Genomic DNA, 18,795 nt, shown 5'->3' with positions numbered 1-18,795 from the left:
GACTCCCGCTTTCCCTGCAATTCTTCTTTTCCTGCAATTTCTTAGTCCGCGAGTACGACTTTATGGTCCCGCATCTGGTTACGGCGTTGAACGGGCCGCTCCTCGAGCTGGAGCAGCGCATCCTCGACGCGACGCCGGCCATCGAACGCTGGTTCCGCCTCGAATGGCAGGAGCACACGCCGCCGTTCTATTGCTCGGCGGATCTGCGCAACGCCGGCTTCAAGCTCGCGCCGGTCGACACCAATCTTTTCCCCGGCGCGTTCAACTGCCTGCCGGAGGAAGTGCTGCCGCTCGCCGTGCAGGCCGCGATGGCCGCGATCGAGAAAATCTGCCCCGACGCGAAGAACCTGCTCGTGATTCCCGAGCAGCACACGCGCAATGCGTTCTATCTGGAGAACGTCGCGCGGCTCGCGACGATCATGCGCCAGGCGGGCCTGAACGTGCGCTTCGGCACGCTGGACGAAAACATCGCCGGGCCGGTCACCATCCCGCTCGCGGACGGCCAGAAGATCGTCGTGGAGCCGCTCGAGCGCACGGCGCGCCGCGTGGGCCTGAAGAACTTCGACCCGTGCTCGATTCTTCTGAACAACGACCTTTCCGCCGGCATTCCGCCCGTGCTCGAGAACCTGCACGAGCAGTATGTGCTGCCGCCGCTGCACGCGGGCTGGGCGGTGCGCCGCAAGTCCACCCATTTCTCGTGTTATGACGACGTCGCGAAGAAGTTCGCGAAGATGGTGGGCGTCGACCCGTGGATGATCAATCCGTACTTCGCACACGTGGAAGGCGTGGATTTCGAAGCGCGTATCGGCGAGGAGGCGCTCGCCACGGCTATCGACACCGTGCTCAAGAAGATCGCGAAGAAGTATCGCGAGTACGGCATCACCGAAAAGCCCTATGTCGTCATCAAGTCCGATGCGGGCACCGACGGCCGCGGCGTGATGACCGTGCACGACGCCTCGGAGGTCGCCGCGCTCACGAAGCGCGAACGTGCGAAGATGTCGGCGACGAAGGGCGGCCTCGAAGTGCATGACGTGATCGTGCAGGAAGGCGTCTATACGTTCGAGCGCATCGGCGACGAAGTGGCCGAGCCCGTGGTCTACATGATCGACCGCTACGTGGTGGGCGGCTTCTACCGCGCGCACGGCAGCCGCGAGCGCGACCAGAACCTGAACGCGCCGGGCATGCACTTCGTGCCGCTCGGCTTCGAGCACACGGCGCTGCCCGACACGCGCGCGAAGCCGGGCGCGGCGCCGCCGAACCGCTTCTACATGTACGGCGTGGTGGCGCGGCTCGGGCTGCTCGCGGCGTCGGTCGAGCTGGAAAAGACCGACCCCGAGGCGATCCAGGTGTGACGCGGGCGGGCTTTATGCCCGCTTTCGTGCCCGCCTTTGTGCTTTCGCGCGGATCTTTCGCATAACGGATAAACGGCGCCCGTTCGAGGGCGCAGCAGGGACGACATGGACATTCTTTTCATCGCCGATCCGCTCGAGCGGTTCAAGATCTACAAGGACTCGACCTACGCGATGATGGCCGAGGCCGCGCGGCGCGGCCACACGCTCCACGCGTGCGAGCCGCAGCACCTCGCCTGGGTGAACGGCAGGGTGGAAGCAGACGTGCGGCGCTTCGAGATCGTCGGCGAGCTGGCGAACCTGCATCGCGAGGAATGGTTCGTCGCGCAGAACGCGTCGCGTGAGCTGACCGGCTTCGACGCGGTCATCATGCGCAAGGACCCGCCGTTCGACATGGAGTACGTGACGTCCACGTGGCTGCTCGAAATCGCCGAGCGCGCGGGCGCGAAGATCTTCAACCGCCCGCAGTCGATTCGCGATCATTCGGAGAAGCTCGCGATCGGCGAGTTTCCGCAGTTCGTCGCACCCACGCTCGTCACGCGCAGCGCGGCGGGCCTGCGCGCGTTCCATGAAGAGCACCAGGATGTGATCCTCAAGCCGCTCGACGGCATGGGCGGCATGGGCGTGTTCCGCGTGAAGCCGGACGGCATGAACCTCGGCTCGATCATCGAGATGCTGAGCCACGACGGCGCGCGCAGCGTGATGGCGCAGAAGTTCATCCCCGAGATCAAGGAAGGCGACAAGCGCATCCTGCTGATCGGCGGCGAGCCGGTGCCGTACTCGCTCGCGCGCATTCCTCAGGGCAACGAAGTGCGCGGCAACCTGGCGGCGGGCGGCCTTGGCCGTGCGCAGCCGCTCACCGCCCGCGACATGGAGATCGCGAAGACGCTCGCGCCCGTGCTGGCGGCGCGCGGCTTGCTGCTGGTGGGGCTCGACGCGATCGGCGACTGGCTCACCGAAGTGAACGTCACGAGCCCGACCTGCTTTCGCGAGATCATGGACCAGACCGGCTTCGACGTGGCGGCGATGTTCGTCGATGCGCTGGAACGCGCGGCGGCTTGAATCGGGCGCGCCCGCCAACATCTAACCAATGGAATGGGGTAGCGGGGCCGCGGCGCTATGGCCATCGCGCGAGCAAAAGCTCTTCGCCCGCGCGAAAATGACCCTGCTACAATGCCGCGAACCCGCGTTCCGGGTAGGCCGGCGGGCGTCTGACAAGACGTTTACGGTACGGCCGCGCGGCGTGTGTTCCGACCCTGAAGGCCCACGGCTGGCCTCGGGATCGGCGCTGCCGGACGCGATCATGGGGATCGGCTCGGCCATCAACCGAGCCGTTTTGCAGTCAGGCTGAAATGAAACAACCCCCTCGCTCCCTTCGGGCGCTGCCCCCCGAGGGGGTGTCAGTACCCTTGGGGCGGCCCGGCGAGTACTGACATGGCAGGCATTCTGATCATCGCGCACGCACCGCTAGCCACCGCCCTACGCGACTGCATCGCGCACATCTACGGCGGCTGTCCGGCGCGCGTCGGCGCGCTCGACGTCCTTCCCGACAGCGACCCCACCGAGGTCGTCAGACAGGCCAATGCGGAAATCGAGCGGCTGCGCGAGGAAAACGGCGCGCTCGTTCTCACCGACATGTTCGGCGCGACGCCTTCGAACATCGCCTCGCGTCTCGCCACGTTACCGCAGGTGCGCGTGCTGGCGGGCGTGAACCTGCCGATGCTGGTGCGCGCCGTCTGCTACCGGACGACGCCGCTCGAAACCCTCGTCGAGAAGGCGCTGGCCGGCGCGAGCAACGGCATCCAGGCGATCGGCCCGGCCACGCCTGCGCCCGCAGCAACGGAGTGCGCCTGCGCGCCTACGCCATGCGCCGAAGCCGCGTCCGACTTCGCGGCGGGCAAGCTGAAACCGGCCGGCGCATAGCGCTCGCATCAGCGCGACTTCGTTTTTGTTCCTCGACCATTGACCGAACCCGTCTCACACCAACACACAGCGCCCGGATCGAACCTATGCTGCAACAAGAAACGACCATCGTGAACAAACTTGGCCTGCACGCGCGGGCGTCTGCGAAGCTGACCCAGCTGGCCGGCAACTTTCAGTCCGAAATCTGGATGAGCCGCAACGGCCGCCGGATCAACGCGAAGAGCATCATGGGCGTGATGATGCTGGCCGCGGGCATAGGCAGCACGGTTGTCATCGAAACCGAAGGCCCCGACGAAACCGAGGCCATGAGCGCGCTGCTCAAGCTCATTGCCGACAAGTTCGGCGAAGGCCAGTGATGCGCGTGCATCGCCCCTGAACGCCAAGACGCCGCGGCTTTGTCCGCGGCGTTTTTGTATGTGCGCACTACAGCCGGTATTCAAGCGAACGATCCGCGTGTTGCGCAGCAGCATGTCCTGGCCATTAACAGGACTTAATGAGCCAGGAGCGACGCACGGAATTTATAATCGCCATCGGGGTCTGAGAGAGCGCATTGCAGCGGTTTGCCGCGGCATCACATAACCAGAGGAGGTGCGCGTGCCGTTCACGCTGCATGGAATTCCCGTATCGCGCGGTATTGCCATTGGGCGAGCTTATCTGATCGCTCCGGCGGCGCTCGACGTCGACCATTATCTGGTCGAGCCCGACAAGATCGAGGCCGAGATCGAGCGCTTTCGCGCGGCGCTCGCCGTCGTCGAGCAGGAACTCGACGCGCTGCGCGCCGACCTCTCCGCCGACGCCCCTACCGAAATGGGCGCGTTCATCGGCGTGCACCTGATGATCCTGAAGGACGTGATGCTCGTCCAGGAGACCATCGACCTTATCCGCACCCGGCGCTTCAACGTGGAATGGGCGCTCACCGAGCAACTCGAGAGGCTCACGCGCCATTTCGACGAAGTCGAGGACGAATACCTGCGCGAGCGCAAGGCCGACATCGAGCAGGTGGTGGAGCGTGTGCTGAAGGCGCTGGCGGGCGCGTCGCCGGCGGTGCTGCACGGCAGTTGCGACGAGATGATCGTGGTCGCCCACGACATCGCGCCCGCCGACATGCTGCAGTTCAAGACCCAGACTTTCCAGGGCTTCGTCACCGACCTCGGCGGCCGCACCTCGCACACGGCGATCGTCGCGCGCAGCCTCGGCATCCCGGCGGCCGTCGGCGTGCAGCAGGCGAGCGCGCTGATCCGCCAGGACGACCTCATCATCGTCGACGGCGATCACGGTGTCGTGATCGTCGACCCCGCGCCGATCGTGCTCGAGGAGTACACCTGGCGCCAGAGCGAGATGGCGCTCGAGCGGCGCAAGCTTCAGCGCCTGAAGTTCTCGCCCACGCAGACGCTGTGCGGCACGAAGATCCAGCTCTACGCGAACATCGAACTGCCTGAGGACGCACAGGCGGCGCTCGACTCGGGCGCGACGGGTGTGGGCCTGTTCCGCACCGAGTTCCTGTTCATGAACCACAAGGACCGGTTGCCGGAGGAGGACGAGCAGTTCTTCGCCTACCGCCGCGCGGCCGAGCTCATGAACGGGCTGCCGGTGACGATCCGCACGATCGACGTGGGCGCGGACAAGCCTCTCGATTCGATGGGCGGGGGCGACGGCTACGAGACGGCGGCGAACCCGGCGCTGGGCCTGCGCGCGATCCGCTGGAGCCTCTCCGAACCGCAGATGTTCCTCACGCAGCTGCGCGCGATTCTGCGCGCTTCCGCGTTCGGCACGGTCAAGATGCTGATTCCGATGCTCGCGCACGCGCAGCAGATCGACCAGACGCTCGACCTGATCCGCGAGGCGAAGCGCCAGCTCGACGACGCGGGCCTCGCCTACGATCCGAACATTCAAGTGGGCGCGATGATCGAGATTCCGGCGGCGGCGCTCTCGCTGCCGATGTTCCTGCGGCGTCTGGACTTCCTCTCGATCGGCACGAACGACCTGATCCAGTACACGCTCGCGATCGATCGCGCCGACAACGCCGTCGCCGATCTTTACGACCCGCTGCATCCGGCCGTGCTGCAGTTGATCGCGCACACGCTGAACGAGGCCCGGCGCGCCGGCGTGCCGGTTTCGGTGTGCGGCGAGATGGCCGGCGACCCGACGCTCACGCGCCTGTTGCTCGGCATGGGGCTCACCGAGTTCTCGATGCATCCGAGCCAATTGCTCGTGGTGAAGCAGGAAATCTTGCGCTCGCAACTGAAGTCGCTGGAGAAGCCTGTGGCCGACGTGCTGGCCGCCTACGAACCGGAGGAGCTGCACGCGGCGCTCAGGCGCGTGGCCGAGGCCTGAAGCGGTCCTGTGCCATGAGAAACGCCCCGGCATGCCGGGGCGTTTGCGCTTGTGGCCGTTTCGATCGCGGGGTTCAGTGCCGCTCGCCGCAAACAGGGCAGTCGGGTTGCCGAGCAATGCGCATGGTGTTCCATTCCATGCGCAGCGAGTCGAGCATCATCAGCCTGCCGACGAGCGGCTCGCCGATGCCGCCAATCACGCGCAGCGCCTCGGCGGCCTGTATCGCGCCGATGATGCCCACCGTGGGCGCGAACACGCCCATCGTCGAGCAGGCCACTTCCTCGAACGGCTGATCCTCGGGGAACACGCAGGCGTAGCACGGCGAGGCCGGGTCGCGGAAGTCGAACGTGCTGATCTGGCCGTCGAAACGCAGCGCCGCGCCCGAAACGAGCGGCACGCCATGCTTCACACAGGCGCGGTTGATCGCATGGCGCGTCGCGAAGTTGTCGGTGCAGTCGAGCACGACCGTCGCGCCCGGCACATGCGCGTCGAGCCACGCGTCGTCGATGCGCGCCTGCACGGTGCTCACCTTCACCTCGGGATTCAGCCGCGCGATGGCGTCGCGGCCGGACTCGACCTTCGCCCGGCCCACCGAGGCCGTCTCGTGCATGATCTGACGCTGGAGGTTGGTGAGGTCGACCGTGTCGTTGTCGACGAGCGTGAGCGTACCCACGCCCGAGGCCGCCAGGTACATCGCGGCCGGCGAGCCGAGCCCGCCCGCGCCGACCACGATTGCGTGCGCGTCGAGAAAGCGCTGCTGCGCCTCGATGCCGATCTCGTCGACGAGGATATGGCGGGAATAGCGGAGGAGTTGATCGTCGTTCATCGCGATGCGCGGGGCGTTGAGCGCAGCGAGGAGACCGGAATCGCGCGCCGTGAAGTCGGTTTCGTTATTGTAGTCGCGCAAAGAGATCCGCTCCCGGCGCCCGCGTTATGCGCGGGTTTCGGGAGCGGGTGTTGCCACAGCGGTTACTTCGACTGCGAGGCCGGGGCGGGTGCGGAAGCCGCGGAGGCCGCCGACGCCGGAGCGGCAGCCGGAGCCGAGGCGCCCGGCACCGCCGATGCCGAAGGCTTCACGGCGATCGGCGCCGAAGCCGACTGCTCGGGCTTCTCCTGCGCGAGGCGGCGCTCCATCGGCGACTTCGATTCGGTCACCGGCTTGCCCTGCAGGACGTTCATGGCCTGCTGCAGCATGAAGTCGTCCGGCGTGCCGAAGTCGACCGGCTTGCGGTTGCGATCCTTCTCGCGCTGCTCGGGCGTCTTCTTGTCGTTCTGCTCTTCGAGCTGCTGGAGCATGTCCATGCGCTCCTGCTCGCGCGTTTCCTGTTCCTTCTTCTCGTTCGGATCCTGCGTGTTCGCAAGGTGGTTCGAGTAGTCCACTTCGCGCGTGACGAGCGCGTCGTCCGGATCGCCGTCCGAGTACTGGTCGACCGGGTAGTCAGGACGAATGCCCTTGTTCTGGATCGAGCGGCCGGTCGGCGTGTAGTAGTACGCCGTCGTCAGACGCAGCGCGGTGTCCGACGTGAGCGGCCGGACCGTCTGCACCGAGCCCTTGCCGAACGTCGTCTTGCCGACGATCAGCGCGCGCTTCTGGTCCTGCAGCGCACCGGCCACGATTTCCGAGGCCGACGCCGAGTAGGCATTGGTCAGCACGACCATCGGCACCGTCTTGAACTCGGCGGCTTCGTTCTTCAGCGGGTCGCCGTCGAACGAGGGCAGGCGGTAGTTCTCATAGGTGTCGCGATAGACCTGCTTCGAATCCGGGATCTGGCCGTTCGTCGAAACGACCACCGAGTCCGGCGGCAGGAACGCGCCCGCCACGCCCACGGCGCTTTGCAGCAGACCGCCGCCGTTGTTGCGCAGGTCGAGAATCAGGCCCTTGAGGTGCGGCTCCTGACGCGCGATGTCCTGCAGCTTGTCGGCGAGGTCCGGCACCGTGCGCTCCTGGAAGCTCGTGATGCGGATATAGGCATAGCCCGGCTGCAGCACCTTGGTCTTCACGCTCTGCACCTTGATGATGGCGCGCGTGATGGTGAGCGGGAAGGTGCGGTCGTCGGTCTTGCGGAAGATCGTGAGCGTGACCTTGGTGCCGGGGTCGCCGCGCATCTGCTTGACGGCCTGGTCGAGCGTCATGCCGCGCACGGGCTTGTCGTTGATGCGCGTGATCAGGTCGCCCGGACGGATGCCGGCGCGGAACGCGGGCGTGTCCTCGATCGGCGAGATGACCTTGATCAAGCCGTCTTCAGCCGAAATCTCGATGCCGAGACCCGCGAAGCGGCCCTTGGTCTGCTCCTGGAGCTCCTGGTAATCGGTCTTGTCGAGATACGACGAGTGCGGGTCGAGGCTCGAGACCATGCCCTTGATCGCGGAGATCAGCAGTTTCTTGTCGTCGACCGGCACGACGTAATCATGCTTGATCTGACCGAACACTTCGGCGAAGAGCCGCAGCTGGTCGAGCGGCAGCGGCTCGGTCGTGGTCTGCTGGGCCGAGGCGGAAATCTGCAGGGTGGCAAATACGCCGGTCGCAAGGCCAGCGGCAATCAGGCCGATGTTTTTCAGGTTCTTTCGCATAGAGATTGTTGCGTGCGGTCGAAAGGCGCGTGGCAGCGTCCAGTGGAAAAGCGACGGACAAGTATAACTGCACACTCGCCGGGGCTGTGCGTCGTGCGCGGAAGATGGGGGTTCGACAGCGAAGCGCGTGCCCGGTTCGCATGAACCTGGCTGCCAAGGCTTGTCTGGCGCGGCACTGACGCCGGGCTGGCAGTTTTGACAGTGAAGCCGGGGAAAAACGGCAAGAAAAAACGGAGGCGAGGTGAAACCGGGGGCAAGGCCCCCGGTTGGCAAGCGAGGCTCAGCCGGCCTTGCCCTGGTTCGCGACGGCGGCCTGCGCCTTCGCGATGGCTTCGGCGTCGCCCAGATAGTAGTGCGTGACGGGCTTGAGGTTCTCGTCCAGTTCGTAGACGAGCGGCACGCCGTTCGGGATGTTGAGGCCGACGATGTCGTCGTCCGAGATGTTGTCGAGGTACTTCACGAGCGCGCGGATCGAGTTGCCGTGCGCGGCGATCACGATCTTCTTGCCCGACTTGATGGCCGGCGCGATCGACTCGTTCCAGACCGGCAGCACGCGCGCCACGGTGTCCTTCAGGCACTCGGCGAGCGGCAGCTGCTCGCGCGGCACCTTCGCGTAGCGCGGGTCGTTGTACGAGGTGCGCGGGTCGGTGGGCTCGAGCGCGGGCGGCGGCGTGTCGTAGCTGCGGCGCCAGACGAGAACCTGCTCGTCGCCGTACTTCGCGGCGGTTTCGGCCTTGTTCAGGCCCGAAAGCGCGCCGTAATGACGCTCGTTCAGGCGCCACGAGTGCACGACCGGCAGGTACATTTCGTCCATCTGGTCCTGAACGAGCCAGAGCGTGCGGATCGCGCGCTTGAGCACCGACGTGTAGGCGATGTCGAAGGTGTAGCCGGACTCCTTGAGCAGGCGGCCGGCCTGCTGGGCTTCGCGGACGCCCTGTTCGGTGAGGTCGACGTCGACCCAGCCGGTGAAGCGGTTTTCCTTGTTCCACGTCGATTCGCCGTGGCGGATGAGTACGAGTTTGTACATGGGATGCCGGTCGGTAGTGAGGAAGCGGGTAGTCGGGTAATAGGGGACGGGGAGCCTTGATCCGTCCCGGCGGCCTTGGGGGTGACCCTTCGGCCCGGGCAGGGGCGCGCCACCCTCGCGACAAATGGTTATTTTATAATGACAAGATTGCCTGCTCCCGATTTCCCACGCTTTCTCATTTTTCCGGCGGATTTTCCGTGACGTTCTTTACCAATTACATCAACCTTGTACTCATCGCAATCGTCCTCATCTCGGGAGGGATGCTGCTGTGGCCGACGCTCAAGCGCGGCGGGCGCGGCGGCGTTTCCGCCGCCGAGGCGACGCAGCTCATCAACCGCCGCAACGCGGTGGTGATCGACCTGCGCTCCGCGGAGGACTTTGCGAAGGGGCATCTGCCTTCGGCCCGTCATCTCGAGTTTGCCGAGCTGGAGGCCAAGGTGGGCCAGTCCGTGAAGAACAAGAGCAACCCGGTGTTGCTGGTCTGCCAGACGGGCCAGCAGTCGCACAAGGCGCAGCGCCTCGTGAAGGACGCCGGTTTTGCCGAAGTCCATGTCCTGGACGGCGGCGTGAACGCCTGGCAGCAGGCCGGCATGCCGGTCGTGAAACAAGGAGGTTCGAAGTGAACAAGGTGGTCATGTACAGCACCCAGGTGTGCCCGTATTGCCAGATGGCCGAACGTCTTTTAAAGTCGCGCGGCGTCGAGCACATCGAGAAAGTGCTGATCGACCGGGATCCGGCCCGTCGCGAGGAAATGATGACCCGCACCGGCCGCCGGACCGTGCCGCAGGTTTTCGTCGGCGAGACGCATGTGGGCGGCTACGACGACCTCTCCGCGCTCGACCGCGCCGGCGGCCTGATGCCGCTGCTCGAAAAGGCGGCTTGAGGTCAGCCCGAGGCTGACTCGCACCTGGCCTGATTTTCGGGCGAAGCCGGCGCACGGGACCATCGTGGGACCGTTCGGGGCGCCGCAGGGCTTTTCGAGCCCGCGCAGACCTGCTTTCACGCAAGGCGGCTGCGCGGGCTTGTTGTCGTATGCGCTGTACCGTAGTTCGCTCTGTATTTGCTCTGTCGTTTGCTGCTGCAATCCATTTAATCAGGGAAGCCAATCACCATGTCTGACGAGAACAACCAGCCGTTCTTCAACATCCAGCGCATCTATCTCAAGGACATGTCGCTCGAGCAGCCGAATTCGCCGGCCATCTTTCTTGAGCAGGACATGCCTTCGGTCGAAGTGGAAGTCGACGTCAAGGCCGAGCGCCTCGCCGAATCCGTGTTCGAGATTCTCGTCACCGGCACGGTCACCGCGAAGGTGAAGGACAAGGTCGCGTTCCTGATCGAGGCCAAGCAGGCCGGTATTTTCGACATTCGCAACATTCCGGCCGAGCAGCTCGATCCGCTCGTCGGCATTGCGTGCCCGACGATCCTGTTCCCGTACCTGCGCTCGAATATCGCCGACGCGATCACGCGTGCCGGTTTCCCGCCGATCCATCTCGCCGAGATCAACTTCCAGGCGCTCTACGAGCAACGCCTGCAGCAGATCGCGCAGCAGGACGGCGCGCAAAGCAGCGCCACGCATTGACCCCAGCCCGCCGGTGCGGAGTATCGCAATGAAAGTCGCCGTTCTCGGCGCCGGCGCGTGGGGTACCGCGCTGGCCGGCCATCTGGCCCGTGCGCATGACACGGTGCTGTGGGCGCGCGATGCCGCGCTCATCGGCACCCTCGCCACGACCCACGAGAATGCCCGCTATCTGCCGGGCGTCTCGCTGCCGCGCAACCTCCACTACGAAACGGATCTCGCCGCCGCGCTCGACCACGCGTCGGGTGACGCGGCGCTCGTCGTCGTCGCGACGCCCGTAGCCGGGCTGCGCGCGCTCCTGCGCGCGATGCGTGACTTAGGCCGTGTGCCCGCGCATTTCGTCTGGCTCTGCAAGGGCTTCGAGGCCGAAACGCAGCTCATGCCGCACCAGGTCGTGGCCGCCGAGCTGCCCGATCACGCCAGCAACGGCGTGCTCTCGGGTCCGAGTTTTGCGCGCGAGGTCGGCCAGGGTCTGCCCGTTGCGCTGACCATATCGAGCACGTCCGCGGCGTGCCGCGAGCGCACCCTCGACGCGTTTCATCACCGCGCGATGCGCATCTACACCGGCGACGACGTGGTCGGCGTCGAGGTGGGCGGCGCGGTCAAGAACGTGCTGGCGATCGCGACAGGCATTTCGGACGGCCTCGGGCTCGGCCTGAACGCGCGCGCTGCGCTCATCACGCGCGGGCTCGCGGAGATGTCGCGGCTTGGCGTGACGCTGGGCGGCCGCGCGGAAACCTTTACGGGGCTGACGGGCCTCGGCGACCTCATTCTCACCGCCACGGGCGACCTGTCGCGCAATCGCACCGTGGGAATGCAGCTCGCGAGCGGCCGCACGCTCGACGACATCCTCGGCGCGCTCGGTCACGTCGCTGAAGGCGTGCGCTGTGCGCAGGCCGTATTGGCGATCGCGCGCGCGCACGGCATCGACATGCCGATTACCGAAGCGGTCTGCGCCGTGCTGTTCGACGGTGTTGCGCCGCGCGACGCCGTCAGCGCTTTGCTCAGGCGCGACGCCAAGGCGGAATAGGGCGCTTCGTCCGCGCTTCGCCCGACAGGAGGACGGACATGCTGACCATCGGAAACTGCCGGATCGAGTCGCGCGTGGTCGATATCACGACGCTCGCCGTCGATGCGATCGTCAACGCAGCGAATACCTCGCTGCTGGGCGGCGGCGTGGATGGCGCGATCCATCGCGCCGCCGGGCCGGACCTGCTGCGCGAGTGCGAGACGCTGGGCGGCTGCCCGACCGGCGACGCCAAAATCACCCGCGGCTACCGCCTTCCCGCGAAGCATGTGATCCATACCGTCGGTTCGGTCTGGCATGGCGGCGGCCATGACGAGGCGCGGCTGCTTGCGTCGTGCTATCGCCGCTCGCTCGAATGCGCCCGCGCGGCGGGCGTGCGCAGCATCGCGTTTCCGGCAATCAGTTGCGGCGTCTACCATTTCCCCGCCGATGACGCCGTGCTCATCGCTACCCGGACGGTGATCGACTTCCTGCTGGACTACGCCGAACTCGAGCACGTGACTTTCGCGTGCTTCGACGATGCGATGCATACGCGCTACCAGCGCGAACTCGCGGCGCGTTCGTCCTGATATTCGCGACATCCGAGACGACGCCATTCGATGCGTCGTCCATCATTTTTCTGACCATGCCGAAGGCGGCGCTCACTCGCCGCCTTCGAAGCCCGCTTGACGCCAGGCCTCGAACACGACGACCGCCACCGTGTTCGAGAGGTTCAGGCTGCGGTTGCCCGGACGCATCGGCAGGCGCACGCGTTGTTCATCCGGAATGCGCTCGAGCAGCGCCTCGGGCAGGCCGCGCGTTTCCGCGCCGAACACGAACCAGTCGCCGGGCACGAAGGCATGCGCGTGGAAGCGTCCCGAGCCGCGCGTCGTAAACGCGAACATCCGTGCCGGATCCGGCGACTCGGCGGCGAGAAAGGCGTCCCAGTCGCGATGCACGTGCATCTGCGCGTATTCGTGATAGTCGAGCCCCGCGCGCCGCATCTTCGCATCGTCGAGCGGGAAGCCTAGCGGCTCGATCAGGTGCAGCCGCGCACCCGTATTCGCGCACAGGCGAATGACGTTGCCGGTGTTCGGCGGAATTTCCGGTTCGACGAGAACGACATTGAACATGATGGGTGAGGCTCGTTGAGAAGCAACTGAAGCAATAAAGAATGAAGAGGCAGTATCAGTCCTTCGGCGTGCGCAGTGCGACGAAATTCGTCACGCGCCTCGCGCCGGCGGCTTTTAGCGTATGCGCGAGCGCGTCGAGCGTGGCGCCCGAGGTCATCACGTCGTCCACGATGCCCACGTGCAGGCCGCGCACCGGTCGGGTCAGCGCGAACGCGCGCGCGACATTGCGGCGGCGCGTGTCGCGGTCGAGCCGCGATTGCGCCGCGGTGTGCAGCACGCGGCGCACGAGCGTCGCATCCGTTTGCGTGCGCAGCGCGCGTCCAAGCGGCCGCGCGATCTGCCACGCCTGGTTGTAGCCGCGCTCGATCAGCCGTTCGCGCGAGAGCGGCACCGGCGCGATCACGTCGGGTCGGTCCGCGGGATCGAGCGTATCTTCGACCGCTCGCGCGAGTTGCTGTGCGAAGGCGGCGCCCAGCGCGAGGCGTGCGTGGAATTTCAGCCCGCGCGCGAGCAGGTCGAGTGGCGCACGGTAGTCGCCAAGCGCGATGGTCGCGTCGAACGCAGGCGGCGTCTCGCCGCACGCGCCGCAGCGGTAGCGCGGCCGCCCTGCCGCTCGCCGTGCGCCGGGAAGCGGAAGCGCGCAGACGGCGCAGCGCAGGCGCGGCTCGTTCCAGCAGCGCGCGTCGCAGGTCACGCACAGTGCCCCTGGCGACAAATTGCCGCATAATGAACACTGATTGGGCAGCACGAACTGGGCAAGCCGGGGCCACGCGGGTGTGATGAGAACCCGCAGGCTCTGACAGACGCGCAGGCGCAGCGAACGGTTTGCGCGAAGGACAGCGGGCGGCGGGGCGGACGGCGGCGGCATCGGCGGACGGCCCCGGATGAGGGCTCGCGTACTGAAAGGATGGGAGTGAGCGAGTATACTTCGCAGACTTCGCCAATACGACCGACATGTCCCCGTCTCCCGCCAGACCCGGCCGTCCGGCCTATGATTCCCGGCAACTGCGGCGCGTCTTCGACCGCCGCGCAGCGACCTTTCACGAGGTCGCGTTCCTGCCGCGCGAGATCGCCCAGCGCATGCGCGAGCGGCTCGACTACATCAAGCTGAATCCCGCAAGCGTGCTCGACGTGGGCTGCGGCCCCGGCGAAGACCTGCCCGCATTGCGTCAGCGTTTTCCCGAGGCGCCGGTCTTCGGCACCGACCTGTCGTTCGCCATGCTCCAGCGCGCGCTGCAGCACGACGCCGGCGACACGAGCTGGCGGCGCTTCCTCCCCGCATCCATCGGCCGGGCGCTCGGCGCACGCGGCCCGCGCTTCGCGCAGGCCGACTTCGGCGCGCTGCCGTTCGTGCACGGCGCCTTCGAATTGCTCTGGTCGAACCTCGCGCTGCACTGGCATCCGCGCCCGGATCTCGTGTTCGGCGAATGGCAGCGCGTGCTCAAGGCGAACGGCCTGCTGATGTTCAGCACGCTCGGTCCCGACACGCTCAAGGAGCTGCGCGGCGCATGGGCCGAGGTCGAGGCCGCGCACGGCGTGCCGACGCGCGCGCACGTCATCGATTTCGTCGACATGCACGACCTGGGCGACATGCTCGTCGAGAACGGTTTCGAGATCCCGGTGATGGATCAGGAAACGATCACCGTCACCTATCGCTCCGCCGACAAGCTGCTTGCCGACGTGCGCCGCTGGGGCGCGTATCCGTTCGAGCGCGAAACAGGCACCACGCATGCCGCGCGGCGCCTCTATCGCGCGCTCGCGGCCGCGCTGGAGGCGCGCCGCCGCGAGGACGGCACGATCCCGCTCACCTTCGAAATCATCTACGGACACGCGTGGAAAGCCGTGCCGCGCACGACCGCCGAGGGGCACGGCATCGTCAGGATCGAAGATATCGGGCGCGGCCCGGCAAGGAATCGATGACGTGGGAAGGGGGCTTCCGTTATGCCTGAAATTAGCGACGGAAATGCTTCCGAAAAAGTGAGTGAAGATCGTACAAAGCCTTGTCTGGCTTGGGTTTTCGGCTGATCAGGCCTTGCTTGTGGGTGTCGGGAGTTCGTGCCTATAATGCGTCAGTTTGTCGCACGGAGCGTCCCAGGTTCCGATGTGTCAAGCCCCGCGTCTACAGTGTTATGAGAGTTGTGCGACGCGCCGGGCAGCGATAGTCTGAGGTTGTTGCAGTGGTGTGCGGCAGGAGGTAGCGATGCAGACGTCCGATCTGCTGGCGAGTCCCGAGCCGGTCATCAAGGACTGGCTGATGAAGCGCAACTGTTCGGTCTCGCCCAGGCAATTCGTGTACTTCTTTGTGTCGCTGGCTTTCGTTTCCGTCACGATCGCCGTCTTGCTGTTGATCAACGGCGCCTGGCTGGTACTGCCGTTCACCGGTATCGATCTGTTGGTAGTAGGGGGCGCCTTCGCCGTCTATGCGCGCCACGCTGTCGATTACGAACGTATCAGGCTGTATCCGAACCGGCTGGTGATCGAACAGATGAGCGCCGACACGCTCTCCCAGTTCGAATTCAATCCCCGCTGGGTCCGGGTCGAGCCGGGCGCATCTTCACGCGACCCGGTGCGGCTCGTATCCCGCGGCCAGACGGTCGCTGTCGGGTTGTACCTGCCGCAATACCGGCGTGCGCAGTTCGCGCGGGAACTGCGCATGTGGCTCGCGTGCGGACCCTGAGCGGCACAGGCCGCGTAAGGGTTGTGCCTGGCTTCCCCGGCACGCGTCCTTTCGTGCGCGATCCGCAACCTTCCTGCGGGGTCGAGGGTTTGAATGGAAATCATGGGTAAGGAAGCTATGAAAACAATCAAGCGAGCCCTTTCGGGTGTGCTGGCATGTAGCGGACTCCTGTTCGCCGGCGCGGCCCTTGCGGTAGGAGACAGCCCGGGCGGCCCGGCGGTGAATGAAATCAACCTGCAGACGCCGGTGACGAAGATCGCCGAGGAGCTCTTCAGCCTCCACATGATGATGCTGCTCCTGTGCACCGTGATCTTTGTCGGTGTGTTCGGCGTCATGTTCTATTCGATCTTTGCGCACCGCAAATCGAAGGGCCACCAGGCCGCCCACTTCCACGAAAGCACCACCGTCGAAATCATCTGGACGATCGTGCCGTTCATCATCGTCGTGCTGATGGCGCTGCCCGCCACCAAAGCCGTCGTCGCGATGAAGGACACCTCCAACGCCGACCTCACCATCAAGGTCACGGGCTACCAGTGGAAATGGGGCTACGACTACGTGAAGGGGCCGGGCGAGGGCATCAACTTCTTCTCCACGCTCTCGACGCCGCGCGCCGAGGTGGACGGCCAGCAGCCGATTACTGACACCTATCTCCAGGAAGTCGATAACCCGCTCGTCGTGCCGGTCAACAAGAAGATCCGCATCATCACCACCGCGAACGACGTCGTGCACTCGTGGTACGTGCCCGCGTTCGGCGTGAAGCAGGACGCGATTCCGGGCTTCGTGCGCGACACGTGGTTCAAGGCGGAGAAGGTCGGCACCTTCCGCGGCTTCTGCACCGAGCTGTGCGGCAAGGAGCATGCGTTCATGCCGGTCGTGGTCGAAGTAGTCTCCGACGATGACTATGCAAAGTGGGTCGACACGCAGAAGGCGAAGATGGCCGCCGCCAACGACGACCCGAACAAGACCTACACGATCGCCGAGCTGAAGGAGCGCGGCGAGAAGGTCTACATGTCGAACTGCGCGGTCTGCCACCAGCCGACCGGCAAGGGCGCGGGCGCGTTCCCGGCGCTCGACGGCAGCAAGATCGTCAACGGGCCGCTCGCCGGTCACGTGAGCATCGTCCTGCACGGCAAGAACGCGATGCCTTCGTGGGCGCCGACGCTCAGCGACGTCGAGATCGCTTCGGTCATCACGTTCGAGCGCAACTCGTGGGGCAATCACACGGGCGACATCCTGCAGCCGCGCCAGGTGGCGGATGCGCGCAACGGCAAGATGCCCGAAGGCGGCGGCAGTCAGACGGCCAGTGCGGGCGCCGGTGCCGCGGCGAGCGGAGCAGCGGCGGCCAGCGGCGGCGCCGAAGCGAGCGGTGCCGCGGCAGCGAGCGACAACGCGGCAAGCGGTGCGGCGGCAAGCGGCGCCAATCCGGCGTCGGGGGCGTAGCAATCGGCCCGGCAGCCCGAGCTGTCGAGCAAGTGACATAAGCAGGATTCGCATCAGGAGAGACTCATGTCGAGCATCGGACACGATGTAGCGGGCCACGGTCACGTCCACGGTGAACACGCGCACGCAACGCCACACGGCTGGCGCCGCTGGTTGCTGGCCACCAACCATAAGGACATCGGGACGCTGTACCTGATCTTCTCGTTCGTGATGTTCCTTTCGGGCGGCGTGATGGCGCTCGGGATCCGTTCCGAGCTGTTCGAGCCGGGCCTGCAGATCATGCGTCCCGAGTTCTTCAACCAGCTCACCACGATGCACGGCCTGATCATGGTGTTCGGCGCGATCATGCCGGCCTTCGTGGGCTTCGCGAACTGGATGATCCCGCTGCAGATCGGCGCGCCGGACATGGCCTTCGCGCGCATGAACAACCTCAGCTTCTGGCTGCTGCCGGCCGCCGGTTGCCTGCTGGTCGGCTCGTTCTTCTCGCCGGGCGGCGCGACGGCAGCGGGCTGGACGCTCTACGCGCCGCTTTCCACGCAGATGGGCCCCGGCATGGACTTCGCGATCTTCGCGCTGCACATGATGGGCGCGTCGTCGATCATGGGCGGCATCAACATCGTCGTGACGATCCTGAACCTGCGCGCGCCGGGCATGACGCTCATGAAGATGCCGATGTTCGTGTGGACGTGGCTCATCACCGCGTACCTGCTGATTGCCGTGATGCCGGTGCTGGCGGGTGCGATCACGATGCTCCTGTTCGACCGCCACTTCGGCACGAGCTTCTTCAACGCGGCGGGCGGCGGCGACCCGGTCATGTACCAGCACATCTTCTGGTTCTTCGGGCACCCCGAGGTGTACATCATGATCCTGCCGGCGTTCGGGATCGTGTCGCAGGTGATTCCGGCGTTCTCGCGCAAGCCGCTCTTCGGCTATAGCTCGATGGTGTACGCCACGGCCTCCATCGCGATCCTCTCGTTCATGGTCTGGGCGCACCATATGTTCGCGACCGGCATGCCGGTCACCGGCCAGCTCTTCTTCATGTACGCGACCATGCTGATCGCCGTGCCGACGGGCGTGAAGGTGTTCAACTGGATTGCGACGATGTGGCGCGGTTCGCTCTCCTTCGAAACGCCGATGCTGTGGGCGGTAGGTTTCCTGATCGTGTTCACGTTCGGCGGCCTCTCGGGCCTCATGCTCGCGATGGCGCCGCTCGACATCCAGTATCACGGCACCTATTTCGTTGTCGCGCACTTCCATTACGTGCTGGTGGCGGGGTCGCTGTTCGCGCTGTTCTCGGGGTGGTACTACTGGTCGCCGAAATGGACTGGCTGGATGTACAACGAGACGCGCGGCAAGATCCACTTCTGGTGCTCGATGATCTTCTTCAATCTCGCGTTCCTGCCCATGCACTTCGTCGGCCTTGCCGGCATGCCGCGCCGCTATGCGGACTATCCGGCACAGTTCACGGACTGGAACCAGGTGATCACGATCGGCGCGTTCGGCTTCGGGCTTTCTCAGGTGTACTTCCTGTTTTTCGTGGCGCTGCCCGCGTACCGCGGCGGCGGCGAGCTCGAAGAGGCCGGCGACAAGCCGTGGGACGGCGCGACGGGCCTCGAGTGGACCGTGCCGAGCCCGGCTCCGTTCCACACCTTCGAGAACCCGCCGACGGTCGAGTGACGCGCCGGCAACCGACGCGGCTTCCCGGCCTGCGCAGGGCGCAAGGTCGGGAGGCCTGAACGAAAGCTTGCGGCAAACCGCC

The 18,795-nt window shown here is 65.8% G+C and carries 18 protein-coding genes and 1 pseudogene; 14 read left to right on the top strand and 5 right to left on the bottom strand.

Annotated elements, in window-relative coordinates; all coding sequences use genetic code 11:
- Positions 1 to 62 precede the first annotated feature (62 nt).
- From gshA to ptsP, 5 genes are all read left to right on the top strand, one after another.
- Entirely contained in the window at positions 63 to 1,352 is a 1,290-nt protein-coding gene (gene gshA, locus BAC01S_RS17675) for a glutamate--cysteine ligase (protein WP_027795980.1), read from the top strand.
- A gap of 105 nt (positions 1,353 to 1,457) precedes the next feature.
- Positions 1,458 to 2,411 (top strand): glutathione synthase, encoded by a 954-nt coding sequence (gshB, locus tag BAC01S_RS17670; RefSeq protein WP_027795979.1) that lies wholly within the window; start codon positions 1,458 to 1,460, stop codon positions 2,409 to 2,411.
- A gap of 372 nt (positions 2,412 to 2,783) precedes the next feature.
- On the top strand, positions 2,784 to 3,272 hold the full coding sequence (locus BAC01S_RS17665) for a PTS sugar transporter subunit IIA (protein WP_027795978.1): 489 nt from the start codon (positions 2,784 to 2,786) through the stop codon (positions 3,270 to 3,272).
- A gap of 86 nt (positions 3,273 to 3,358) precedes the next feature.
- A complete protein-coding gene (locus tag BAC01S_RS17660; RefSeq protein ID WP_027795977.1) occupies positions 3,359 to 3,628 on the top strand; it encodes an HPr family phosphocarrier protein in 270 nt (89 codons plus the stop codon).
- Positions 3,629 to 3,866: 238 nt separating this feature from the next.
- Positions 3,867 to 5,606, top strand: coding sequence for a phosphoenolpyruvate--protein phosphotransferase (gene ptsP / locus BAC01S_RS17655; RefSeq protein ID WP_027795976.1), 1,740 nt, complete (start codon positions 3,867 to 3,869; stop codon positions 5,604 to 5,606).
- 73 nt (positions 5,607 to 5,679) lie between these two features.
- On the opposite strand, the gene BAC01S_RS17650 is transcribed toward ptsP, so the two are convergent.
- From BAC01S_RS17650 to gpmA, 3 genes are all read right to left on the bottom strand, one after another.
- The gene (locus BAC01S_RS17650) at positions 5,680 to 6,432 is read right to left on the bottom strand and encodes a HesA/MoeB/ThiF family protein (RefSeq protein ID WP_027795975.1); all 753 of its coding nucleotides are present in this window, start codon (positions 6,430 to 6,432) and stop codon (positions 5,680 to 5,682) included.
- A 143-nt stretch (positions 6,433 to 6,575) separates the two neighbouring features.
- Complete coding sequence (locus BAC01S_RS17645; RefSeq protein ID WP_027795974.1) at positions 6,576 to 8,177, bottom strand: S41 family peptidase; 1,602 nt, start codon at positions 8,175 to 8,177, stop codon at positions 6,576 to 6,578.
- 280 nt (positions 8,178 to 8,457) lie between these two features.
- Positions 8,458 to 9,204, bottom strand: coding sequence for a 2,3-diphosphoglycerate-dependent phosphoglycerate mutase (gene gpmA, locus BAC01S_RS17640; protein WP_027795973.1), 747 nt, complete (start codon positions 9,202 to 9,204; stop codon positions 8,458 to 8,460).
- A 197-nt stretch (positions 9,205 to 9,401) separates the two neighbouring features.
- Between gpmA and BAC01S_RS17635 the strand changes: the two genes are divergently transcribed.
- From BAC01S_RS17635 to BAC01S_RS17615, 5 genes are all read left to right on the top strand, one after another.
- Positions 9,402 to 9,827: a rhodanese-like domain-containing protein gene (locus BAC01S_RS17635; protein WP_027795972.1), complete on the top strand. Its 426-nt coding sequence runs from the start codon at positions 9,402 to 9,404 to the stop codon at positions 9,825 to 9,827.
- The gene (grxC, locus tag BAC01S_RS17630) at positions 9,824 to 10,087 is read left to right on the top strand and encodes a glutaredoxin 3 (RefSeq protein ID WP_027795971.1); all 264 of its coding nucleotides are present in this window, start codon (positions 9,824 to 9,826) and stop codon (positions 10,085 to 10,087) included. The genes BAC01S_RS17635 and grxC overlap by 4 nt, the downstream gene beginning before the upstream one ends.
- A gap of 228 nt (positions 10,088 to 10,315) precedes the next feature.
- Positions 10,316 to 10,783 (top strand): protein-export chaperone SecB, encoded by a 468-nt coding sequence (gene secB, locus BAC01S_RS17625; protein WP_027795970.1) that lies wholly within the window; start codon positions 10,316 to 10,318, stop codon positions 10,781 to 10,783.
- Between the two features lie 28 nt (positions 10,784 to 10,811).
- Entirely contained in the window at positions 10,812 to 11,810 is a 999-nt protein-coding gene (locus tag BAC01S_RS17620; RefSeq protein ID WP_027795969.1) for an NAD(P)H-dependent glycerol-3-phosphate dehydrogenase, read from the top strand.
- A gap of 38 nt (positions 11,811 to 11,848) precedes the next feature.
- Positions 11,849 to 12,376, top strand: coding sequence for an O-acetyl-ADP-ribose deacetylase (locus BAC01S_RS17615; RefSeq protein ID WP_027795968.1), 528 nt, complete (start codon positions 11,849 to 11,851; stop codon positions 12,374 to 12,376).
- A 72-nt stretch (positions 12,377 to 12,448) separates the two neighbouring features.
- Here the strand turns inward: BAC01S_RS17615 and trmL are convergent, their stop codons facing one another.
- Together trmL and BAC01S_RS17605 are read right to left on the bottom strand one after the other, a co-directional pair.
- Complete coding sequence (trmL, locus tag BAC01S_RS17610) at positions 12,449 to 12,919, bottom strand: tRNA (uridine(34)/cytosine(34)/5-carboxymethylaminomethyluridine(34)-2'-O)-methyltransferase TrmL (RefSeq protein WP_027795967.1); 471 nt, start codon at positions 12,917 to 12,919, stop codon at positions 12,449 to 12,451.
- Positions 12,920 to 12,974: 55 nt separating this feature from the next.
- On the bottom strand, positions 12,975 to 13,787 hold the full coding sequence (locus tag BAC01S_RS17605; RefSeq protein ID WP_043202603.1) for a ComF family protein: 813 nt from the start codon (positions 13,785 to 13,787) through the stop codon (positions 12,975 to 12,977).
- Positions 13,788 to 13,873: 86 nt separating this feature from the next.
- On the opposite strand from BAC01S_RS17605, the gene BAC01S_RS17600 reads away from it, so the two are divergent.
- The 4 genes and pseudogenes from BAC01S_RS17600 (at position 13,874) to ctaD (ending at position 18,713) form a co-directional block, all read left to right on the top strand.
- Positions 13,874 to 14,839 (top strand): methyltransferase domain-containing protein, encoded by a 966-nt coding sequence (locus BAC01S_RS17600; protein ID WP_027795965.1) that lies wholly within the window; start codon positions 13,874 to 13,876, stop codon positions 14,837 to 14,839.
- A 280-nt stretch (positions 14,840 to 15,119) separates the two neighbouring features.
- On the top strand, positions 15,120 to 15,596 hold the full coding sequence (locus BAC01S_RS17595) for a DUF2244 domain-containing protein (RefSeq protein ID WP_027795964.1): 477 nt from the start codon (positions 15,120 to 15,122) through the stop codon (positions 15,594 to 15,596).
- Between the two features lie 93 nt (positions 15,597 to 15,689).
- Positions 15,690 to 17,027: pseudogene (gene coxB / locus BAC01S_RS31630) on the top strand (cytochrome c oxidase subunit II); the annotation flags it as partial.
- Positions 17,028 to 17,102: 75 nt separating this feature from the next.
- Positions 17,103 to 18,713, top strand: a complete 1,611-nt coding sequence (gene ctaD / locus BAC01S_RS17585) for a cytochrome c oxidase subunit I (protein ID WP_027795963.1) — start codon at positions 17,103 to 17,105, stop codon at positions 18,711 to 18,713.
- Positions 18,714 to 18,795 lie beyond the last annotated feature (82 nt).

Origin of the sequence: Paraburkholderia acidipaludis NBRC 101816 (assembly GCF_000684975.1) — a bacterium.
GTDB classification, from domain to species: Bacteria; Pseudomonadota; Gammaproteobacteria; order Burkholderiales; family Burkholderiaceae; genus Paraburkholderia; species Paraburkholderia acidipaludis.
The sequence above is the reverse complement of the archived record's forward strand: the minus strand, read 5'-3'. Positions and strand labels throughout refer to the sequence as shown.